We start from the raw sequence: 18,070 nt of genomic DNA on the forward strand, positions 1-18,070 counted from the left end.
CATCGCCTTTAAACTGCTCGTTGGCCGGTGTGGAAATGGCATAACCATTGTTACGGCAGAAAAACAGCACTGGCGCTTTATGCACAGCGGCCATATTTAAACCGGCGTGGAAGTCGCCTTCAGAAGCGGCGCCTTCACCAAAATAACAAATGGTCACGTTGGATAAACCACGTAATTTTTGCGCGTAGGCATAACCTGCCGCCTGAGGGATTTGTGTTCCCAACGGGCTGGAAATGGTCATGTAATAAATATCTTTAGAGCCGTAATGCACTGGCATCTGACGGCCTTTACCCAGGTCTTTTTCGTTGGAAAACAATTGGTTCATAAATTGTTCCAGCGAAAAACCACGGTAACGTAAAGCACCCTGTTCACGGTACTGCGCCATGATCATGTCTTTGTCATCCAGCGCAGCAGCGCTACCGACAGTGGCGGCTTCTTCACCTAAACACTGCATATAAAAGCTGATACGACCCTGACGCTGCGCAGCGAGCATCCGCTCGTCCAGCACCCGGATAAAACTCATGCTGTGATACATTTTCAGCGCAGTTTCTTTATCCAGCTCAGGTGCCACAGCACCAGGATAAAGAGTACCGTCGTCCTGCAGAATACGAAGAGTTGGGATCTGTAACGCGTGCCCACTGATAAATCCGGCTGTATGCACAGTCGAAATGGTGGCGTTGTTAGGGTTGGTCATAGGTCTCTCTTTAGGTTTCGGGTAACGCGGACCTTGGTTGTTTGCCGGCATTACCTTGAAATTGAACCAGACTGGTGGCGCACCATTGCTCTTTGGCAATTATTGGCAGGCAAAACCAGCTTCTCCCCATGGTGCGACTTGCATTGTTAGCCTGAGCAAACGCTTTGCTGGTATTCAGACTTCTGCGAGTCTGTACTTTACGTGAGCGTCAACCCAAGCTGTGCTGGCAGCACCCGCTATTCTCGTTTTTAGAATGCGATCGATTTTAGAATGCGCCGCAACTTTACCTTTACGTAAACTGCATTGCAACCGGATCAGCCATTAAAAATTAGCAGAAAGCAGAAAATACGCTGGCGCTATTTTAGTGTTTTGGCTTTTTGTTGGCCGGTAAAGCAATGGCATTTTGCTGGTTCACAACAGGCCAAAGCCCCTGATGTTCAACATTTGCAGCCTGTTACAACAAAAAAGCTGCCAACAAAGGCAGCTTTTACAGAGGAAAAAAATAGCTCAAACCTCAGGCGGTACGGCCAGCCACTGACACTGGTTTGACCATCAGCATAGCTCTTTGGCCAATGGCCACTTTGGCATTCGGGAAAATTAACGCTTCACCCGGCTGATCCACCTTATATTCAATACCTTGATCCCGCGCCAAAACAGTCCCTATCGGAAACTGGGTAAAGTTTTCGATATTGGCCGCAAAACAAAGCTCAAAAGCTTCAGTTTGTTTGTTAATGGAGCGATACACTTCGAACAGCTGAAAATCAGTTTCTACAAAGGCTTTGGTATTTATCACTTCGCCGCTGATAAGTTGACGCAAAAGCACAGCAACCTCGGCAAAACGGCTATGGTCGTTTTCGCCAAAAGGCCGTGCTTTACCAAGCTCCAGCGTAAATGCGTGGGCGTTATGGCTTTGGGCACCGTAATAACTAAAAGTAGTGGCTGGTGTTTGCATTAATAAAAAGGTGTTTACCCCACAACTGCCCCATAAACTGAACTGCTGTTCAGACCAGGGTTTGTCATGTAAATACGGATACACCGCAAATTTTTCAAACTTAGAACCACGAATAGCGGTATGTAAATCGTATAAAGCACGTTGCCGCCCTGTGGGCATCACCTGGTAAAAACGGCTAACGTATTGCTCTAACCGGGCACAACGTAATTTTTCAAATGATAAACCAAGCTGCTGTGCCTGATTTTCAAAGGCTGCCGTTGCCAGCACAGCAGCATCTATCTGATGGGCACCGGAAAAAAACCTGTTCATATTGTCTGTTATTTCGCGCACCCCGGCATTCATCGCCGCTGGGTTACCAAATAAAAACAACACTCTTTCTGTCAACTGCAGCTTTTCCTGCAGAATGTCTTTGGTAAGTGCAGCGCAAATTTCAATTGGCGCAGTTTCGTTACCATGTACACCAGATGACAACACTATGTCGTTATTGCCATAACGCACAGGCGTAAAACAAATCACGCCGGTGTCCCAAATTTCACATTGCGTTCCGTTATTAAGTACAAAACTGCTGGCCGGGTAAAATTCAGGGTGTTTGAGCGTAAAAGCCAAAAAGTCGGCATCGGCAAGTTGTTCGGGTAAAGCAGATGACATAACTGGTCCTTGTGGTTTTATTTGCCGGTTTTGTTGCCGGCTATTGTAGACAGCAAGGGCCTAGTTTTGCAGCAAAAAAATGACGGCCAAAGGCCGCCATTTTGAGAGAACAACAAAGTTTATAACGAGTGGCCTCAGTGCGGCGAACTGCTGTTATAAAGAACGGCTGTTCTTTATGGGCAGGCGCTGCCATAAATTGAGCTCGCCCATTGTGGGTTGTCGATAAAAGGATTGCGGTTTTTTTGCAGTTCATAAATCCTGTTATTACGGCGCTGCTCAAAACTATCGACCGGATCGGCCAGATGCCAGGCCAACAACACACAAAGTTTGCCCATTTGTGGTGCTGTGCTGCCGGTTGGTGCAATATTTGGAATAGATAAGTCTGGTGTGCCGCTGTCATCACCGCCCTGATAACGGACGTCCATATAAAACAACATCCGGGCTACGTCGCCTTTCACCGCTGCGCGCGGTTCAAAACTGTCGCTGTCGGTTTTGTTTAATGGCGCTTCAGCAACTGCAGTACCACCATTATCAAAATCTTTATTACCGCGGGTGGAATTAAGCGACACGTCTTCCGGCCTTAAATGATGTAAGTCGGTATGGGCATATTGGCTTTCATCCGGAAAACCATGGCTTTTTGCCCAGACATGCTCGCGGTTCCAGGCGTCTAACGAACTGCTGGTGTTTACTTTAAAGGTTTTTGGCGTGCTGCGACCCGCGTACAACAAAATTACATTGGCGGTATTGGCCGGATCTTCATCGGTATAACTAATGGCATCCCAGACTTCGCTGTAGCTAAAACGGACATGGCCACGCAAAATATTGTTTAATGCGGTTTTAAGCGCCGAACCGGTTAAACCTGTGGTGCCGACATAATAAGTCGGCAGATTGACAGTGCCGGAACCGCCTGTATCACCACCACCGCCATCACAAGAAGTAGCCAGTAACCCAGACCCCGGCGTGCCTGCATTGCTGCTGACCTGCCAGTCGGCTGCTGTGTTGCTGTCCGGCACGTTTTTGCGTGCGACAGATTTATCTACAGCATTTAAACCCCAACCGCTTAAGGCATTTTCAAAAGCAACCAGATCAACGTCAGTGCTGCCCTGGCGCAACTTAACATAATCACCGCTGTTGCCAAGGGATAAAGTCATACCGTTTTGATTGGCACTTTTACCGGTTAGTGCCAACAAAGCACTGCTGTTTTTTGCCACCACAAAATAACCACCGGCGCTGATAGTGCCGGTTAAGTTAAAGCTGCCACTGTTATCGGCCAGGTTATAACCGGTCAGACTGACGGCTGCGCAGCTATCGTTATAAATTTCAACATATTCTTCGGTACTGTCGTTATTAGGTGCGTCATACAGCACTTCCGACAATAATAATTTGGCTTGTACAGGTTGTAATATAAGGCAGCAACAAGCCGCCAATATCAGACGTTTCATCAGTTCCCCACTTTTTTATATTGTTTGTCTTGTGCTATTGGCAGCAAAAACTACTGACAACAATCACTGTCACTGATCTTGTATAGACCAGCCCAACAGCATAAAGCAGGAATATGACAATTGTCTTATTTAACTTTACCTTATTAACAAATGTCTGACATTTCGAAACCTGATGTTTCGAAATCAAACACTCAAAGTCAGATATGACAAACTAAAGTGGCGTCCACTTTAAGCCCACATCACCAAAATAGCGGCCAGCACTATCAGTCCAAGCCCCAGATAATGTTGTTTTTTCAGTTTTTCTTTAAAGAAAAATGCTGAAATAAGCAAAGTAAACAGCACTTCCACCTGCCCCAGCGTTTTGACCAAAGGCACTATTTCCAGGCTCATAGCGGTAAACCAGCCCAAAGAGCCAATACAACTGGTGACACTGGTCAGCAGCGTTAACCTGGGTCTGAGCCATAAAGCACGCAAGGTTTGGGCGTCACGAACAACCAGATACAACAGCAATAGTACTGTTTGTAAACTTATGACAAAAAGCAACACCCAGGCCGCACCATAAGGAAATGGCAAACCAAGCGCCAGACTTGCTTCACGCACCCAAAGTGAAGTCAGCGCAAAAGCCAGACCAGAGGCTGAACCTATCAGCACAGTGGGCCAACTGATGCTTTTCATACTGCTTAAACCGCTTAACAAAAATACCGCTATGCTGCCGAGTAACACCCCAAGCCAGCCAAGCAGTGTGAGGGAACTTGCAAAAAACAACACCCCAAGCACAGCAGCAAAAATGGCTTCACTTTTGGCAAGCCCCACCCCAATGGCGTAGTTTTTTTGTTTAAACAGCACCACCATTAAAGCCGTTGCCAGAATTTGCATTAAAGATGCCGCCACCACATAAAACACAAAACTGCCGTTCAATTGTGGCAACTGCGCAGTGGGCTCCCGATATAACAACCACAGATACAAAGCCGCCAAGGGGCTGGCGTAAATAAAACGCGCCAGCGTCACGCCAAGCACATTCACATCCACACTTAGCTGTTTTTGAAAGGCATTGCGCCAGGCCTGCATAAAAGCGGCAAGCAAGGTAAATAAAATCCACATAGGGTTATTTTCTCTTCGGAACTTATCCGGTTTGGCAATTACAGGCGACAAAACTGCTTGTATTGTCGCAAAAAGCAAACTGCCAGATGGCCGGATGGATGTGATCTATGGTGTTAATGTAACGGATTTTGGCAGCATGTATTGTGGATATTCTGCAGAAACCGGTTAAAAACCCAGCAGTTAAACCAGAAGAGCCAGACATTCCGTTGCAATCAGGGCGAAAAGCATTATGATAAGCCGCAATGTCGGTACGTAGCGCAGCTTGGTAGCGCACTTCGCTGGGGGTGAAGGGGTCGGAGGTTCGAATCCTCTCGTACCGACCATTAATCCCCTGTTTTATAAAAGCTTTCTCATAAACTCATTGGCGTGCTGTAGTGCACTCGTTCTGCGTACATAGACAATAGCCAAGCGTACTCTTTATCCTTTAAATACCTGATAACCATAACGAAGCAGTTTATTGCGTAATAACATATGGTGTTTTATCCATCTTTGCCCTTCTGCCCAGGCAAGTTCATTTACATCTGCATTGGTATAAAATTCAACAGTCTTGACACGTTTAAGCGCAAATTCTTGTTGTAGCAGAAGATATAACAACAAACGCCCAGGCGAATAACATGCATGATTTGGATCATGAGCTGTTTTTAGTAAAATCAACATCTCTGCAGACAAAATGCATAATTCCATCGCGACGGATTCACCACCAAACATCAGTTCATATACACAGGCTTGACCACTACCGGCGAAGTTTTCCATCATCGCCTGATAAAAATGGCCTTGTTCATTTTCAACATGCACAGCAGTGCCCTGAGTTTGCTTCCAGCCTTTTGATTCCATGTCGCCAAAACGCGTGATGGCTGAATGCATTTGCTCCGGATCTTCTATCTGCTTCAGGCACAGGTCATAACCTGCTTCCCGTACTTTTTTAAAACGCCGGGACAGATTATTTCTGAATCTGGTGGTGCGGGACGCCAGATAATCATCAAAACTGCCGTTATCCAGCCTGATATTGATAGTTAAAGCGTGTTGAACAGGGGCACTTTGCCAGTCGGGCAGTGTGTTATCCAGCGGGCTGTAACAAGGATCCTGACAGGGAAAGTCCAGCCCAAGCAACAAGCCAGGCAGCTTTGGCAATAAGGTCCTCAGGTCTTGTGGCTGGGTTAAGAATAAGGGTGTGATCTGAGCCTGTGCCGGAGTAAAAACCGACCATTTGGCCGGGCCTTTTGGTTCAATTAGCAACATACCATCAATAGTTTCAGCACTGCGATGCACACAAAGTTGCACCTGATCATTGGAAAAATATTTTAATAAAGGTGCAATAAACTTGCTGTCAAAATAAGGATGGCCAGCAAACAAAAAGGCATTAAGCCGGTCCCATGCTTGTTGATACTCACCAAGGCCATTTTTTGCCGGATATAAGCTCCAACTCTGCACTGCCTGCCCCTTTCTAATCAGAACTTATATGCCAGAACCAGCACCGGCTCCGGCCTGAGGTTAGTGTTGATCCCGACTGATACTTACAACTTGGTTGTTGTACAGGTAGAATAAAAACCGGTTTTTATATCTGGTTGAATTCTCTGACTATCAGCCACTACAGCTGAGCATAGCAAAAACAGTTGTGCTGAATATTGTCGCAGGAAGATTTATCTGTCACTGCCTGCAAAGTTGTTTTTTTATAGTGGTTTAAGTTTGTTGTCACTCAAGGATTATCGATGTCAAAAAAAGTTTATTGTATAGCGCAGTTTTTACCCAAAGCCGGCCAGGAACAGGCGTTGTTTCAGGTATTGCAAAGTCTGGAAGCCAATACCCTGCGTGAAGATGGGTGTTTGCAATACCGCGTCACCCGGCAAATTCCAAGCCCTTTTGCTGAAGGCAAAAGTTTCCCTATTGTTTTTAACGAAATCTGGGCCGATTTAGCCAGTTTTGAAGCCCATTGCCAGCGCCGTGAAATTCAAACCTTTTTCAGCCGTTATTGCCTGGCTGAAGATGGTCTGGCTGCGGACTGGAATGTGTGTATTTATTCAGACGAACCCCAAGGTTATGACGCGCCGGTATTTGAGCACGCAGGTTAAACTGCCTGCTCAAACTTGTATTACTTTGTTTGTGTTTAAGCCTGTGATTAATAAAACCAACCCAGCCACTGTTGATAAAGCGGTAAACCAAACAATACATTCACCGGAAAAGTAATACCCAGGGCGGCCAGCATGGCAAGACCAATATTGGCGCCCGGTATGGCCGCTTTAATAGCAGCAGGCGCTGCAATGTAAGAAGCACTGGCACATAATGCAGCCAATACCAGCGCACTACCCTGAGGTAATTGCAACACAAGGGCAGCTGCTATCCCCACCCAGGCCAACACAAAAGGCGCTATGGCGGCAAAAGCCAATAAACGCCAGTGCTGCAGTGGCAAAGGTGAACAAACCCGGGCGGTACAAAGCCCCATTTCCAGTAAAAACATCGCCAGCATGGTTTTAAAACCACCGAGCAGCACTGGCGATAACGGCGCTAAACCTTCAGGACCATAAGTTGCGCCAATCAGCACACCACCACCCAATAACAACACACCACGGCTGGTTAAAGACTCACGCAAAATGCCACCTGCACTGCCCTTGCCGGTTAAACGCCGGTGCAACCAAAGCATCATCACAATGGCGGGTAGTTCCAGCAATACCAGATATAAGGTGGTTTCGGCATTCAGTGGCAAACCAGCCTGCTCGGTAAGCGCCAGCACCACGGCAAAAGTACCGGCACTGACAGAACCATAATGGGCGGCGATACTGACGGCATCATCCTGATTCAGCCGCACCAGAGTACGTAACACCGGATAACAGAGCAGCGGCAAGGTAAAACCCAAAGCGGCGATGGTTAAAAGTTCAGGAATAATTTGAGCTGAAAGCTGGCCATGCAAAGCCAAACCACCTTTAAGTCCAAGCACCAGCATTAATAAAATGGATAAAGTGTCATAAATCGACTGTGGCACTTTTAAATCAGATTTTAATAAACCGGCCACCAGTCCCAATGCAAAAAACGCGATAACAATATCTGGCACTTTCCCCTCCAGCGATAAAAAAGTTGTTTAAAAACCAGGGTTTTATCCGGCTATAACTAAGCCAGATAAGCCCCTGTTGTTGCTGGCTGGCGATTTTGCCTGCCTTTGGGTATATTGAATAATTAAATCTTTCCGAAACATGTATAGATAATTATCAATGGATATTCGTCATTTAACGTTTCGTTTGCTGCAGGTGTATGTACAAGTGGTGCGGCTGGGATCGGTTTCGGCGGCAGCCAGAGCCTTACACCTGACTCAGCCAACAGTGTCGTTGCAGCTGAAAAAACTCAGTGAAGAAATTGGCTCGCCGCTTTTTGAGCAGCGCCAGCAGCAGATGGTACCTACCCATGTGGGTCAGCAGCTGTATCAGGCCGCTTGTGATGTTTTGGGGCGTTTTGATGATTTTTCGCTGACGCTGACAGAAGCGGAACAAGGTATGTCCGGCCATTTAAGTTTGGGTATTGTGACCACTGCCAGTTATGTGATGCCACACATTCTGGGTGGTTTTTACCGGCATTTCCCCAATATTAAAGTCACGCTGAATGTGGGTAACCGCGCTCATATGCTGGCGCGTTTTGAGCAGCAACTGGATGATTTATATCTGTTTAGTCACCCGCCTATTGGTCATGCAGTGCAGGCAGCCCGTATTCTAAAAAACCCCTTGTGCCTGATTGCACCAGCTTCGCACCCTGTTAGCACCACAAATAACATGCTTAATATGGCAACTTTACGCCAGCACAGATTTTTATTACGAGAGCCCGGCTCTGCCACCCGGCTGATGTTCGAATCCTGGCTCAGCAGTCAGGGCATTGAGCTTAGCGATACCATGCAGATAGAAAACAACGAAGCCATCCGGCTTGGAGTGGCTGCCGGTTTGGGTTTAGCCGTGGTATCGGCCCATAGTTTGCCGCGCCAGCCTGAAAACGATATCAAAGTGCTGGACGTGGCCGGTTTTCCGCTGGATGGCCACTGGTATCTGGTACGGCGAAAAGACCGGCGTTTACCCCAAACGGCAGAGCAGTTTGTGCGTTTTATCAGTCAGCATATTCACGATTGTGTAGCGCCGCAGTGGATAGTGCCAGGTATTGAAAATTTAACAACGGCGCTTTCAGCAACGGCAGTTTCGACAACGGCACTTTCAACATCAAAACAGCCAACAGCATCACAGTGAAACCTACCTTGTTATCAAGTCGCTGCACTTAACCTTTGCACCGGCACAACTGCCGCAGCCGCATATTGTTTTAAAGCTGTTTCAGGCACAATAAAGCGCTTTTTTTGATACAGACCCAGTCTTTACCCGGTTTTGTCACAACGCCTTAATCACCCAAACGATGCAAAAGCAGGAAGGTTTTATGATTGATTTACGCAGCGATACTGTCACCCGCCCAAATGCCCAAATGCGCGAGCTGATGGCCAAAGCCGAAGTGGGTGATGATGTCTTTGGCGACGATCCGTCGGTCAACCGGCTGCAAGGGTATGCAGCAGAACTGCTTGGTTTTGAAGCGGCCTTGTTTGCGCCAAGCGGTACTATGACCAACCTGATTGCGCTGATGAGCCATTGCCAGCGTGGTGATGAAGCGATCCTGGGCCAAAACTGGCACACCTACAAATGGGAAGCTGGTGGTATGGCCGTATTGGGCTCTATTCAGCCGCAACCTTTGCCACATCAGGCTGATGGCTCTATTGCCCTTGCTGATATCGCCGGTGCCATCAAACCTGATGATCCGCATTTTGCCCGCACCCGACTGATAGTGATAGAAAACACCACAGGTGGTCAGGTATTGCCTGTTGCATATATGCAGCAGGTGCAAAGGCTTGCGAAACAACATGGCCTGGCCTGTCATATTGACGGTGCCCGCATTTTTAACGCTGCCACTGCCCTGGCGGCACAAGATGGTGCTGATGTTTATCAAAAAGCACGGGAACTGACCGCAGGTTATGATTCAGTGTCCATTTGTTTATCCAAAGGACTAGGCGCACCTGTTGGCTCTTTGTTATTGGGTTCAACAAGCTTTATCCAAAAAGCTATCCGTATCCGCAAAATGCTGGGCGGCGGTATGCGTCAGGCCGGTATTCTGGCTGCTGCCGGTTTATTCGCGCTGGAGCATCAGGTGCGGCGTCTGGCCGACGATCACCAACATGCTGCTTTGTTGCAACAAGGTCTGATGGCACAGGCAGAAGCTTTTGGGCTTAGTGATGTTTTTCAACCAGCACCAGTGCAAAGCAATATTCTGTTTTGTGATTTAGCGCCTGAATTTGCGGCTTTTTACCAGCAACAATTACAGCAACAAGGTATTCTGTGCACCGGCGGTCGTTATCAGGCCAGCCAGGGCCCAAGGGTGCGGCTGCGTTTTGTCACTCATCTGGATATTAGTGCAGCACAAATCCAGCAAGTGTTGTTGGCAAGTGAAAACGCACTTCGGGCCTGGTGTTTAACACAACAATAACGAATGCGGAAACAATCAGTTTCCTCAGTTGCAGCTGTTGCTGCTTTTCGCTTTTGTTAAGCTGTGTTGTTATTTTTTAGCTGTTCCCACAGGTTTATTCCGCTGTTTTTAACGCTTTGTGATGTAAAGCTTTTTAGTTTCAGAGCTGGTGTTTTAAAAGTATTTTTTAGTGAAGGTATTTATGCTGCGTTTTTTCGAAAAACTCACCCAACCCTTTCCGGCCGGCGAGCCCAGTCAGCCGCCCCAGGGCTTATGGGCTTTTTGCCGTCATTACAGTCAGGGCATGACAGTGCCGCTGCTGGTGATGGCGACCCTCACCGCTTTGTTAGCCATGCTGGAAGTGTCGTTGTTTGGTTTTATGGGGCAGCTGGTGGACTGGCTGATTGAAAAAGACCCGGCCACTTTATGGCAAAGCGAAAAAGACACCCTTATTCGGATGGGCTTTTTAACTGCTATCGGTATTCCGCTGTTGGTGTTGTTACATTCGGCCGTTATTCACCAGATGATCCTCGGCAATTTTCCTATGGCCATCCGCTGGCAGGCGCATCGTTATCTGCTGAAACAAAGTGTTAGTTTTTATCAAAATGACTTTGCCGGCCGTATCGCCACTAAAGTAATGCAAACTGCGTTGGCCGTGCGGGAAACCGCCACCAAATTGCTGGATGTGATGGTGTATGTGTTGGTGTATTTTGGCTCTATGTTGTATCTGGTGGCCGACGCCGACTTTCGTCTGGTGTCGCCGCTGCTGATATGGCTTTTGTGTTATATAGGCCTGAATATTTATTTTGTGCCACGGTTAAAAGCTGTGGCCAGCCGTCAGGCCGATGCCCGCTCTGAAATGACCGGCCGTATTGTTGACAGTTATACCAATATCAACACCATCAAGTTGTTTTCGCATACCAGCCGCGAAGCAGAATATGCCAAAGACAGCATGTCGCAGTTTTTATTGCCGGTGTATCAACAAATGCGGCTGGTCACCTGGCTGACTTTTTCAGTACAAACCCTGAACTACCTGCTGGTATTTGCCGTCGGTGCTATGTCTATCTGGTTGTGGACAGAGCAGGCGGTCAGCATTGGTTCTATCGCTATTGCAGTCAGCCTTTCATTACGTTTAAACGGCATGTCGCAGTGGATCATGTGGGAAGTCAGCAGTTTATTTGAAAATATCGGCACAGTGGCCGATGGCATGACCACCCTCGCCCAGCCGCAACAAGTGCAGGATATGCCCGCAGCCAAACCACTGCTGGTGAACGGCGGTGCTATTGAGTTTACTGATTTAAGCTTTAACTACAGTAAAGTGGTCAAAGACAACCGCGGCCCTGTGCTTGATCATTTAAATCTGCAGATCCAGCCCGGCGAAAAAGTGGGTTTAGTGGGTCGTTCCGGTGCCGGTAAGTCCACTTTAGTGAACTTACTGCTGCGTTTTTACGATGTGGAACAAGGCAAAATTCTGATTGATGGCCAGGATATCAGTCAGGTGCAACAAGAAACCTTGCGCGCGCAAATTGCCATGGTGACGCAGGATACTTCGTTGCTGCACAGGTCGGTGCGGGAAAACATTTTATACGGTAAACCCACAGCCACTGAAGCTGAACTGATTGCCGCCGTGCGTGCTGCAGAAGCCGATACTTTTATCGACGAGCTGACTGATCCTAAAGGCAATTCTGGTCTGGATGCTCAGGTGGGCGAACGGGGTGTAAAACTGTCCGGTGGCCAGCGCCAACGTATTGCTATTGCCAGGGTGCTGCTTAAAAACGCACCTATTTTAATTTTGGATGAAGCCACCTCAGCACTCGATTCTGAAGTGGAAGCTGCTATTCAGCAAAGTTTAAATACGTTAATGGCAGGTAAAACTGTGATTGCCATCGCCCACCGGTTGTCGACCATAGCGGCGATGGACAGGCTGATAGTGCTGGATCAAGGCCGCATTGTTGAACAAGGCAGTCATCAGCAGCTGATTGCCCAAGGTGGCATTTATGCTCAGCTGTGGGCGCATCAAACCGGTGGTTTTATTGGTTTGGATTAACCAGTTGTCTTGCTGGCTTTTATCTGGCACACCCGTTGTTTTCGGCTGTCACTGAACAACAACGGGCTTTCAGGCTAACTGCTTTGGTTACAGCAACACCTGTTAAGACAGACGTGGATCTGTTTCTGCAACACCGGCATGCTGTGCTGCAGTCACCACAAATTCCAGTAATGCGCTAAAAGGGGTTAAATCCGCAAGTTTGCGAAACGAAGCCCAGTCCAGCAAAGCATACAAACTCATTGCCAGATAGTTCCAACGGGCAAACTCCCCTGCAGCCGCTTTTTGCTCAAGCACTGCCAACACAGCTTCGGTACGTTCACGTTGCAGATTAAAAAACAGTTTATTGTCATTGGTGTCAAAACCACTGCGCTGGCATAACAAAATTTCAACCAGTGAATCATTCACCGCATTGATCAGGGTTAAAGTATTTTCTTCATCCCAGCTCAGTGGTGAAAAACCGAACTTGGCCGACAGATAACGATAAATCACACCTGAGTCAAAAATAACCTGTTCGCCGTCCATCAACATCGGCACCTTGCGGGCTGGGTTAAGTTTGATCAGCCTTTCCCGGTCGGCTGATTCAAAAATATTCATGCCGATAAATTCATAAGTTTGCTCTGCCAATAACAGACGTAAACGGCGGACAAATGGTGACGATTGTGAACCATATAATTGCATGTTGACTCCCTTTTTAATAACAAGACGCCCGCAATGCGGGCGTCTGACTCATCTTTTTTATTCGATCTGCCGGTTTGACTCTATCGGCCTTTCCTGCCGCTCAACTGGGGGTTGATACACAGGCTCTGGCTGTTGGTACACAGGTTCTGGCTGTTGGTACACAGGTTCTGGCTGTTGATACACCGGCTCTGGTTGTTGATACACCGGCTCTGGTTGTTGATACACCGGCTCTGGCTGTTGATACACAGGTTCTGGCTGTTGATACACAGGCTCTGGCTGTTGGTACACAGGCTCTGGCTGTTGGTACACAGGTTCTGGCTGTTGGTACACAGGTTCTGGCTGTTGATACACAGGTTCTGGCTGCTTATATACGGGCTCAGACTGCCGGAATATTTCATTTCGCCGCTCGCGTTCAAGCTCAGCTGGCACTTCGTTTTGAAGTTCAGGCTGTGTTTCTAAAGACTCGCGGGGAGTTTCGACCACAGTGCCAAAACCTGAACCTTGTTGCAGCGTCGTGCCTGAGTCGCCGTTGTTGCTGGATTCGGGCATAGGCTCAGGCAATGGCGCCGGATCCTGTTCAAATTTTGGCATTCTGCCACCACGACCTTCACCTGGTTCTGGTCGCTCGCGGTTCTGGCCGCCTCCGTCGTTTTCTCTTGGCATTGGTGTCAGCTCCAGCTCTGCCGGATTTTGCACCGTATCGCCTTCCTGTTCAGTGACTTCCATCCTGTTGCCACTTTGCCCGGTGGAACTGTCATTCTGCCGTTCAATCACTGGCGCTGTCTGACCAGGGACTCTCATCAGGTCGCGATCAGCTGGCACCCGTTCAAAATCATCAGCTACATCAGGTCGCACCTGCTGTTGCGGATCACCGGATTGTTCTGTGACCGGATATTGCTGTCTGATGTTTTGATCACCAGGCAGCACCACATTCTGTTGTTGCCGTTGTTCGACCGCCCAGCGTCTTCTTTCGCCAACATCATCCTGACGATAGTCGTTGCCGCTTTGCTCGCGGGTTGGCTGATAACTGGTGTGATAGACCACACCATGACGATGGCGCGGATTATGCCGCCAATGACGGCGCTCTTCATGACGGATAATGTCGTCATAACGGTAATAACGGTCGGGTCTGTGGTAATGGTTAATCACCACTATTTCGCGCCTTGGCCAATAAAAAGTGGAAAAATAAAAACCAGTAGACACCCGGGCACCACTACCCCAGTACACCATGGACGCATGATTGCCATAACCAGGATGGGGCCAGTGAATAGGTGGGTAATCACGCCACCACCAGTCACCATACACCACACGGGTGTCGTATACAGGTACGTACACAACTTCGCGTTGACGCGGTTCGATAATAATGACTTTTTCTTTTTCACGGCGTTGTACTGTGATGTGTTCCTGATCTTTCAGGTTACCTGCCGCATATGCTTTTTCACGCAGTGCCTGCACAGTTGCCATTACTTGTTGTTGCTGTACCAAAAAGGCATCACCGAGTTTTTGTGTCCACTCCAGCTCGTTATTCATTTTGGTAAGCAGCGGTGCAAAAGCCACTAAAGCACGTACGCTTGGGTCCCAGGGCTCGTTCTCAGCAGCTTTAAGCGCTTGTTCCGATGTCATGCCTTTTTGTGCACTCAACCAGCGGGTTGCTTTGACAATTTCGAGCGGATAAGTAGCAGCTATTAACACGTGCGACAACACTGTGTCCGGATACAGCGCCACAGGGGCCAGCATTTGGTCAAGTTCGGCCTGACTAAAGAGTTTTTGTCCTGCAACTGCATTTTGTTGACCGGCAGCCGTTGTTGTGGCGTTTTTTGTACTGCCCGCCGACACTGTTTTGGTCTGCCGTTTTTGTGCTGCAGCATTGGGCTCGGCAGCGTCAGCAGGAGGCAGTTGCAATGCCAGCGCAAGACTAAGCGTTATAGTTGAAAACCGCAACACTGAGCTTTTCATCAACGAACTCCTGCTGCCTTGGCAGCTTTCATGCTAAAGATGCCGGTTTGTGTTGATTCAACCAGACCAGCTTTATAGGTGTTATGACACAATGGATCTGAACAGGTTCTGAATTGAGGTGATAAGCAGTTATCTTTTTGCCCATAACTGCACTGGACGAAAACCTGTGACCAGAGCAGTGCCCGTTAACACTGCCAAAGCGCCAAAAGCTGTATGCCAGCCGACTTGTTCACCCAAAAACAAAGCGCCCCATAACACACCAAAAACAGGTATTAAAAAGGTCACTGTCAGTGTCTGTGTAGCGCCAACTTCCTGCACCAGCTTAAAATACAATAAATAAGCGACACCGGTACAAACAACCCCCAATGCCAGTACGGCCAATGCAACGGCCGGGCTGATATCGGTTTGTGGCCCCTGTATAAGCGCTAAAGGCAGCAACATCAATAGCGCCCCCCACATACTGCCATGTGCATTGGCAAAAGGCTCCACAGCTTTGGCCCGGCGGGTGTAATGTGTAGCAATGCCATAACAACAAGCCGCACTTGCAGCAGCTGCCACCGCTAATAAAGCGCCAGGTTTTACCAGCACAGGGTCAAACCCAACCAGAATAGCCACACCGCTGACACCAAGCACAAGGCCAGCCATTACAGACACTGATAACGGCTGACGGAAAAACAATATACCTATCACAGCACCCCAGATAGGTGCAGTTGCGTTCAGAACCGACAACAACGAAGCGGTTAGCACAGTGGCGCCATAAGCAAACAGTAAAAAAGGTAAAGCGGAGTTAATAAATCCAAGTTTGATGTAATGTTGCCAGTTGTCCCGCCAATACAGCTTTTTATGCAGAAAAACCGCGATCAAAGATAAGAACAAAGCCGCAAATAATACCCGACCGCCCATCAGCATGGCTGGACCAAGAGACGGTACTGCAATACGGATAAATAAAAACGAAGCGCCCCAGATAGCAGCCAGCAACAACAAACGACCAATATTTAACAACGACATCATGTATTTCCCTGATTGCCCTGCCGCCCTTTGTCATTTGGCAGCGGTTGATAACTGTTAAATATGCAGTAAAACTGCAATCTTCTGCAAAAACACGCTTGCATGACTTCGCAGATTTATTGCATAATCACCGCGCTTCATTTTTGCTTTATTGCTTCCGCCCATGCATTTTTGCATGGGCTTTTTCATTTTGGTGGATCTGTAACTGGCAAGCTGCAAATATTCAGCGCCCTGATACTTTGTCGTCCTGATTAATCCGGCTTGCCACTGCACCTGTTTGTTGCTGATACTTGGCGTCTGTTCTTTTGTTATAAGGCCTGTCGGCCGCACCTGTCATCAGTTCAAAATTCAGCGCACCAATTTTCATGCCCGGACGCAATGCCAGCGGTAACCGGCCACTGTTATAAAACTCAAGCACTATATTGCCAGACCAACCCGGGTCAATCCGGTGGGCAGTCACGTGCACCATTAAACCCAAACGCGCAAGACTTGAACGTCCGTCCAACCAGCCAACAATGTCGGCAGGCAAAGTGACAGACTCAAGGGTGACAGCCAGCGCTAATTCACCCGGGTGCAGATAAAATGCTTCATCGTCTTTGAGCACCAGCTCATCACTCATCACTGAATCAAGTGCTTGTTGTACTTCTTCCCTTGGGCCACTTAAATCAATAAAAGGCGCAGCATAAGCGGTAAAGCTTCTGAATTTATGGCCAAGGCGGATATCTACACTAACGCCACTGATCATGTCCTGGGAGGGCATAGGGTCAATACAAATTTTGCCGTCTGCCAGATAGCGTTCGATGTCGCGGTCACAAAGTCTCATGTTAATCGTCCGTTATAATAATTTGTGGTTGTTGGGCAATTTTGTGCTGGGCTTGCCAGTATAAAGCGAAGATTAGTTGCCTGGCTATTTTCTGATAAATTTCAGAAGATTGTTCATTTTGATTCAGCACTACAGGGCTGCCATTGTCGCAGTGTTCGCGGATTTGTTTTTGTAGTGGCAGCTGGCCTAAAACCGGCACCTGATAACGTTCTGCTAACGCGATGCCACCCTTGCTGCCAAAGATATCGTCAATATGACCACAGCTGCTGCACTGGTAATAACTCATGTTTTCCACAAGGCCAAGCAATGGAATATTCACTTGCCGGAACATGTTTATGCCTTTTTGTGCATCGGCCAAAGCCACGTCTTGTGGTGTTGTCACAATAATTGCGCCCGCCACCGGTAACTTTTGTGACAGCGTCAGCTGAATATCACCAGTGCCTGGCGGCATGTCTACCACCAGATAATCAAGTTCCGGCCATAAGGTTTCGTTTAATAGCTGCAATAACGCCTGACTGGCCATTGGGCCACGCCAGACAGACGCTTGTTGCGGGTCCACCAGAAAACCAATAGATTGCATAAAAATGCCAAATTTATGCTGTGGCGCTAAGTGTTTATCATCAGGTGAAGTGGCTTTACTGCCGACAAGTCCAAGCATAGTAGGAATAGAAGGGCCGTAAATATCAGCGTCTAATAAACCAACCTTAGCGCCCTGTTGTGCCATTGCTATTGCCAGATTGACTGCGGTGGTTGATTTACCTACACCACCTTTGCCCGATGCCACCAGAATAACCTGGCGGATGTTACCAAGGCTCGGTGGCAAAGGATTCTGATACGTCAGAGACACATCACCACTAAAACCAGCTTCGGCCAGTGCCTGACGCAACGGCGACAATATGGACGTTGCAGCAAAAGGTAACTGGATACAAAGACTGTTATCGCTAAGCTCAATATCGGTGGCAAGCTGCGATAACGCCACCGGTATCTCTTCGGTCTGAAAATTATCCAGTACCTGTTGTTGTGCACTGCTGAGCTTTGTTGTGTTTTTGTTTTTCCACCAACCAAACATCGGATACCTGCTATGAAAAAACCAGTTTATGGTTTGGGGTTTTTGACGCAGGCGCACTTTAACAAAAAAACTGCCGGTGCCAGCAACAGAAAAGCTGGCGGAACTGCAGCAGCGGGAGTGCGCTTTAACGGCCGTTATTGTATCATGATGCCATCTCTTTTCAGTTATTTATGCATTCAG

General features: G+C 48.0%; 15 protein-coding genes and 1 tRNA gene. 5 read left to right on the forward strand and 11 right to left on the reverse strand.

The features are described 5' to 3' along the window. The 4 genes from RCH83_RS11170 to RCH83_RS11185 all read right to left on the reverse strand — a co-directional run. On the reverse strand, positions 1–694 hold a 694-nt coding region (locus tag RCH83_RS11170; protein WP_306522020.1), incomplete at its 3' end, for a thiamine pyrophosphate-dependent dehydrogenase E1 component subunit alpha. A 514-nt stretch (positions 695–1,208) separates the two neighbouring features. After that, on the reverse strand, positions 1,209–2,294 hold the full coding sequence (astE, locus tag RCH83_RS11175; protein WP_306522022.1) for a succinylglutamate desuccinylase: 1,086 nt from the start codon (positions 2,292–2,294) through the stop codon (positions 1,209–1,211). A 173-nt stretch (positions 2,295–2,467) separates the two neighbouring features. After that, positions 2,468–3,736 carry an endonuclease gene (locus RCH83_RS11180; RefSeq protein WP_306522025.1) on the reverse strand — a complete coding sequence of 423 codons (1,269 nt, stop codon included), beginning with the start codon at positions 3,734–3,736 and terminating at the stop codon, positions 2,468–2,470. A 228-nt stretch (positions 3,737–3,964) separates the two neighbouring features. After that, positions 3,965–4,837: a DMT family transporter gene (locus RCH83_RS11185; RefSeq protein ID WP_306522027.1), complete on the reverse strand. Its 873-nt coding sequence runs from the start codon at positions 4,835–4,837 to the stop codon at positions 3,965–3,967. A gap of 246 nt (positions 4,838–5,083) precedes the next feature. On the opposite strand from RCH83_RS11185, the gene RCH83_RS11190 reads away from it, so the two are divergent. Beyond that, a tRNA-Pro gene (locus tag RCH83_RS11190) sits at positions 5,084–5,160 on the forward strand. Positions 5,161–5,254: 94 nt separating this feature from the next. Here the strand turns inward: RCH83_RS11190 and RCH83_RS11195 are convergent. Beyond that, positions 5,255–6,268: a GNAT family N-acetyltransferase gene (locus RCH83_RS11195; protein WP_306522029.1), complete on the reverse strand. Its 1,014-nt coding sequence runs from the start codon at positions 6,266–6,268 to the stop codon at positions 5,255–5,257. A 278-nt stretch (positions 6,269–6,546) separates the two neighbouring features. Between RCH83_RS11195 and RCH83_RS11200 the strand changes: the two genes are divergently transcribed. Beyond that, positions 6,547–6,906 carry a putative quinol monooxygenase gene (locus tag RCH83_RS11200; RefSeq protein WP_306522031.1) on the forward strand — a complete coding sequence of 120 codons (360 nt, stop codon included), beginning with the start codon at positions 6,547–6,549 and terminating at the stop codon, positions 6,904–6,906. 47 nt (positions 6,907–6,953) lie between these two features. Here the strand turns inward: RCH83_RS11200 and RCH83_RS11205 are convergent, their stop codons facing one another. Continuing rightward, positions 6,954–7,883: a sodium-dependent bicarbonate transport family permease gene (locus RCH83_RS11205; protein WP_306522033.1), complete on the reverse strand. Its 930-nt coding sequence runs from the start codon at positions 7,881–7,883 to the stop codon at positions 6,954–6,956. Positions 7,884–8,040: 157 nt separating this feature from the next. Between RCH83_RS11205 and RCH83_RS11210 the strand changes: the two genes are divergently transcribed. From RCH83_RS11210 to RCH83_RS11220, 3 genes are all read left to right on the forward strand, one after another. Continuing rightward, the gene (locus RCH83_RS11210) at positions 8,041–9,054 is read left to right on the forward strand and encodes a LysR family transcriptional regulator (protein ID WP_306522035.1); all 1,014 of its coding nucleotides are present in this window, start codon (positions 8,041–8,043) and stop codon (positions 9,052–9,054) included. A 181-nt stretch (positions 9,055–9,235) separates the two neighbouring features. Then, positions 9,236–10,330: a low-specificity L-threonine aldolase gene (gene ltaE / locus RCH83_RS11215; protein ID WP_306522037.1), complete on the forward strand. Its 1,095-nt coding sequence runs from the start codon at positions 9,236–9,238 to the stop codon at positions 10,328–10,330. Positions 10,331–10,511: 181 nt separating this feature from the next. Next, complete coding sequence (locus tag RCH83_RS11220; protein ID WP_306522039.1) at positions 10,512–12,356, forward strand: ABC transporter ATP-binding protein; 1,845 nt, start codon at positions 10,512–10,514, stop codon at positions 12,354–12,356. 102 nt (positions 12,357–12,458) lie between these two features. Here RCH83_RS11220 and RCH83_RS11225 read toward each other — a convergent pair whose 3' ends face one another. From RCH83_RS11225 to apbC, 5 genes are all read right to left on the reverse strand, one after another. Then, positions 12,459–13,034 (reverse strand): glutathione S-transferase family protein, encoded by a 576-nt coding sequence (locus tag RCH83_RS11225; RefSeq protein ID WP_306522041.1) that lies wholly within the window; start codon positions 13,032–13,034, stop codon positions 12,459–12,461. A 57-nt stretch (positions 13,035–13,091) separates the two neighbouring features. Continuing rightward, positions 13,092–14,990 carry a DUF3300 domain-containing protein gene (locus tag RCH83_RS11230; RefSeq protein WP_306522043.1) on the reverse strand — a complete coding sequence of 633 codons (1,899 nt, stop codon included), beginning with the start codon at positions 14,988–14,990 and terminating at the stop codon, positions 13,092–13,094. 129 nt (positions 14,991–15,119) lie between these two features. Beyond that, positions 15,120–15,998, reverse strand: a complete 879-nt coding sequence (locus RCH83_RS11235) for a DMT family transporter (protein ID WP_306522045.1) — start codon at positions 15,996–15,998, stop codon at positions 15,120–15,122. Between the two features lie 223 nt (positions 15,999–16,221). Then, complete coding sequence (gene dcd, locus RCH83_RS11240; RefSeq protein ID WP_306522047.1) at positions 16,222–16,821, reverse strand: dCTP deaminase; 600 nt, start codon at positions 16,819–16,821, stop codon at positions 16,222–16,224. Position 16,822: 1 nt separating this feature from the next. Next, the gene (gene apbC / locus RCH83_RS11245; protein WP_306522049.1) at positions 16,823–17,890 is read right to left on the reverse strand and encodes an iron-sulfur cluster carrier protein ApbC; all 1,068 of its coding nucleotides are present in this window, start codon (positions 17,888–17,890) and stop codon (positions 16,823–16,825) included. Positions 17,891–18,070: the final 180 nt, after the last annotated feature.

The organism is Rheinheimera sp. (genome assembly GCF_030824435.1).
Taxonomy (GTDB): domain Bacteria; phylum Pseudomonadota; class Gammaproteobacteria; order Enterobacterales; family Alteromonadaceae; genus Pararheinheimera.

What these genes read in the sequence shown, in the direction of transcription:
- astE (WP_306522022.1), bottom strand. Translation starts at nt 2,294, where the DNA reads ATGTCATCTGCTTTACCCGAACAACTTGCCGATGCCGACTTTTTGGCT.
- RCH83_RS11180 (WP_306522025.1), bottom strand. Translation starts at nt 3,736, where the DNA reads ATGAAACGTCTGATATTGGCGGCTTGTTGCTGCCTTATATTACAACCT.
- RCH83_RS11185 (WP_306522027.1), bottom strand. Translation starts at nt 4,837, where the DNA reads ATGTGGATTTTATTTACCTTGCTTGCCGCTTTTATGCAGGCCTGGCGC.
- RCH83_RS11200 (WP_306522031.1), top strand. Translation starts at nt 6,547, where the DNA reads ATGTCAAAAAAAGTTTATTGTATAGCGCAGTTTTTACCCAAAGCCGGC.
- RCH83_RS11210 (WP_306522035.1), top strand. Translation starts at nt 8,041, where the DNA reads ATGGATATTCGTCATTTAACGTTTCGTTTGCTGCAGGTGTATGTACAA.
- ltaE (WP_306522037.1), top strand. Translation starts at nt 9,236, where the DNA reads ATGATTGATTTACGCAGCGATACTGTCACCCGCCCAAATGCCCAAATG.
- RCH83_RS11220 (WP_306522039.1), top strand. Translation starts at nt 10,512, where the DNA reads ATGCTGCGTTTTTTCGAAAAACTCACCCAACCCTTTCCGGCCGGCGAG.
- RCH83_RS11225 (WP_306522041.1), bottom strand. Translation starts at nt 13,034, where the DNA reads ATGCAATTATATGGTTCACAATCGTCACCATTTGTCCGCCGTTTACGT.
- RCH83_RS11230 (WP_306522043.1), bottom strand. Translation starts at nt 14,990, where the DNA reads ATGAAAAGCTCAGTGTTGCGGTTTTCAACTATAACGCTTAGTCTTGCG.
- RCH83_RS11235 (WP_306522045.1), bottom strand. Translation starts at nt 15,998, where the DNA reads ATGTCGTTGTTAAATATTGGTCGTTTGTTGTTGCTGGCTGCTATCTGG.
- dcd (WP_306522047.1), bottom strand. Translation starts at nt 16,821, where the DNA reads ATGAGACTTTGTGACCGCGACATCGAACGCTATCTGGCAGACGGCAAA.
- apbC (WP_306522049.1), bottom strand. Translation starts at nt 17,890, where the DNA reads ATGTTTGGTTGGTGGAAAAACAAAAACACAACAAAGCTCAGCAGTGCA.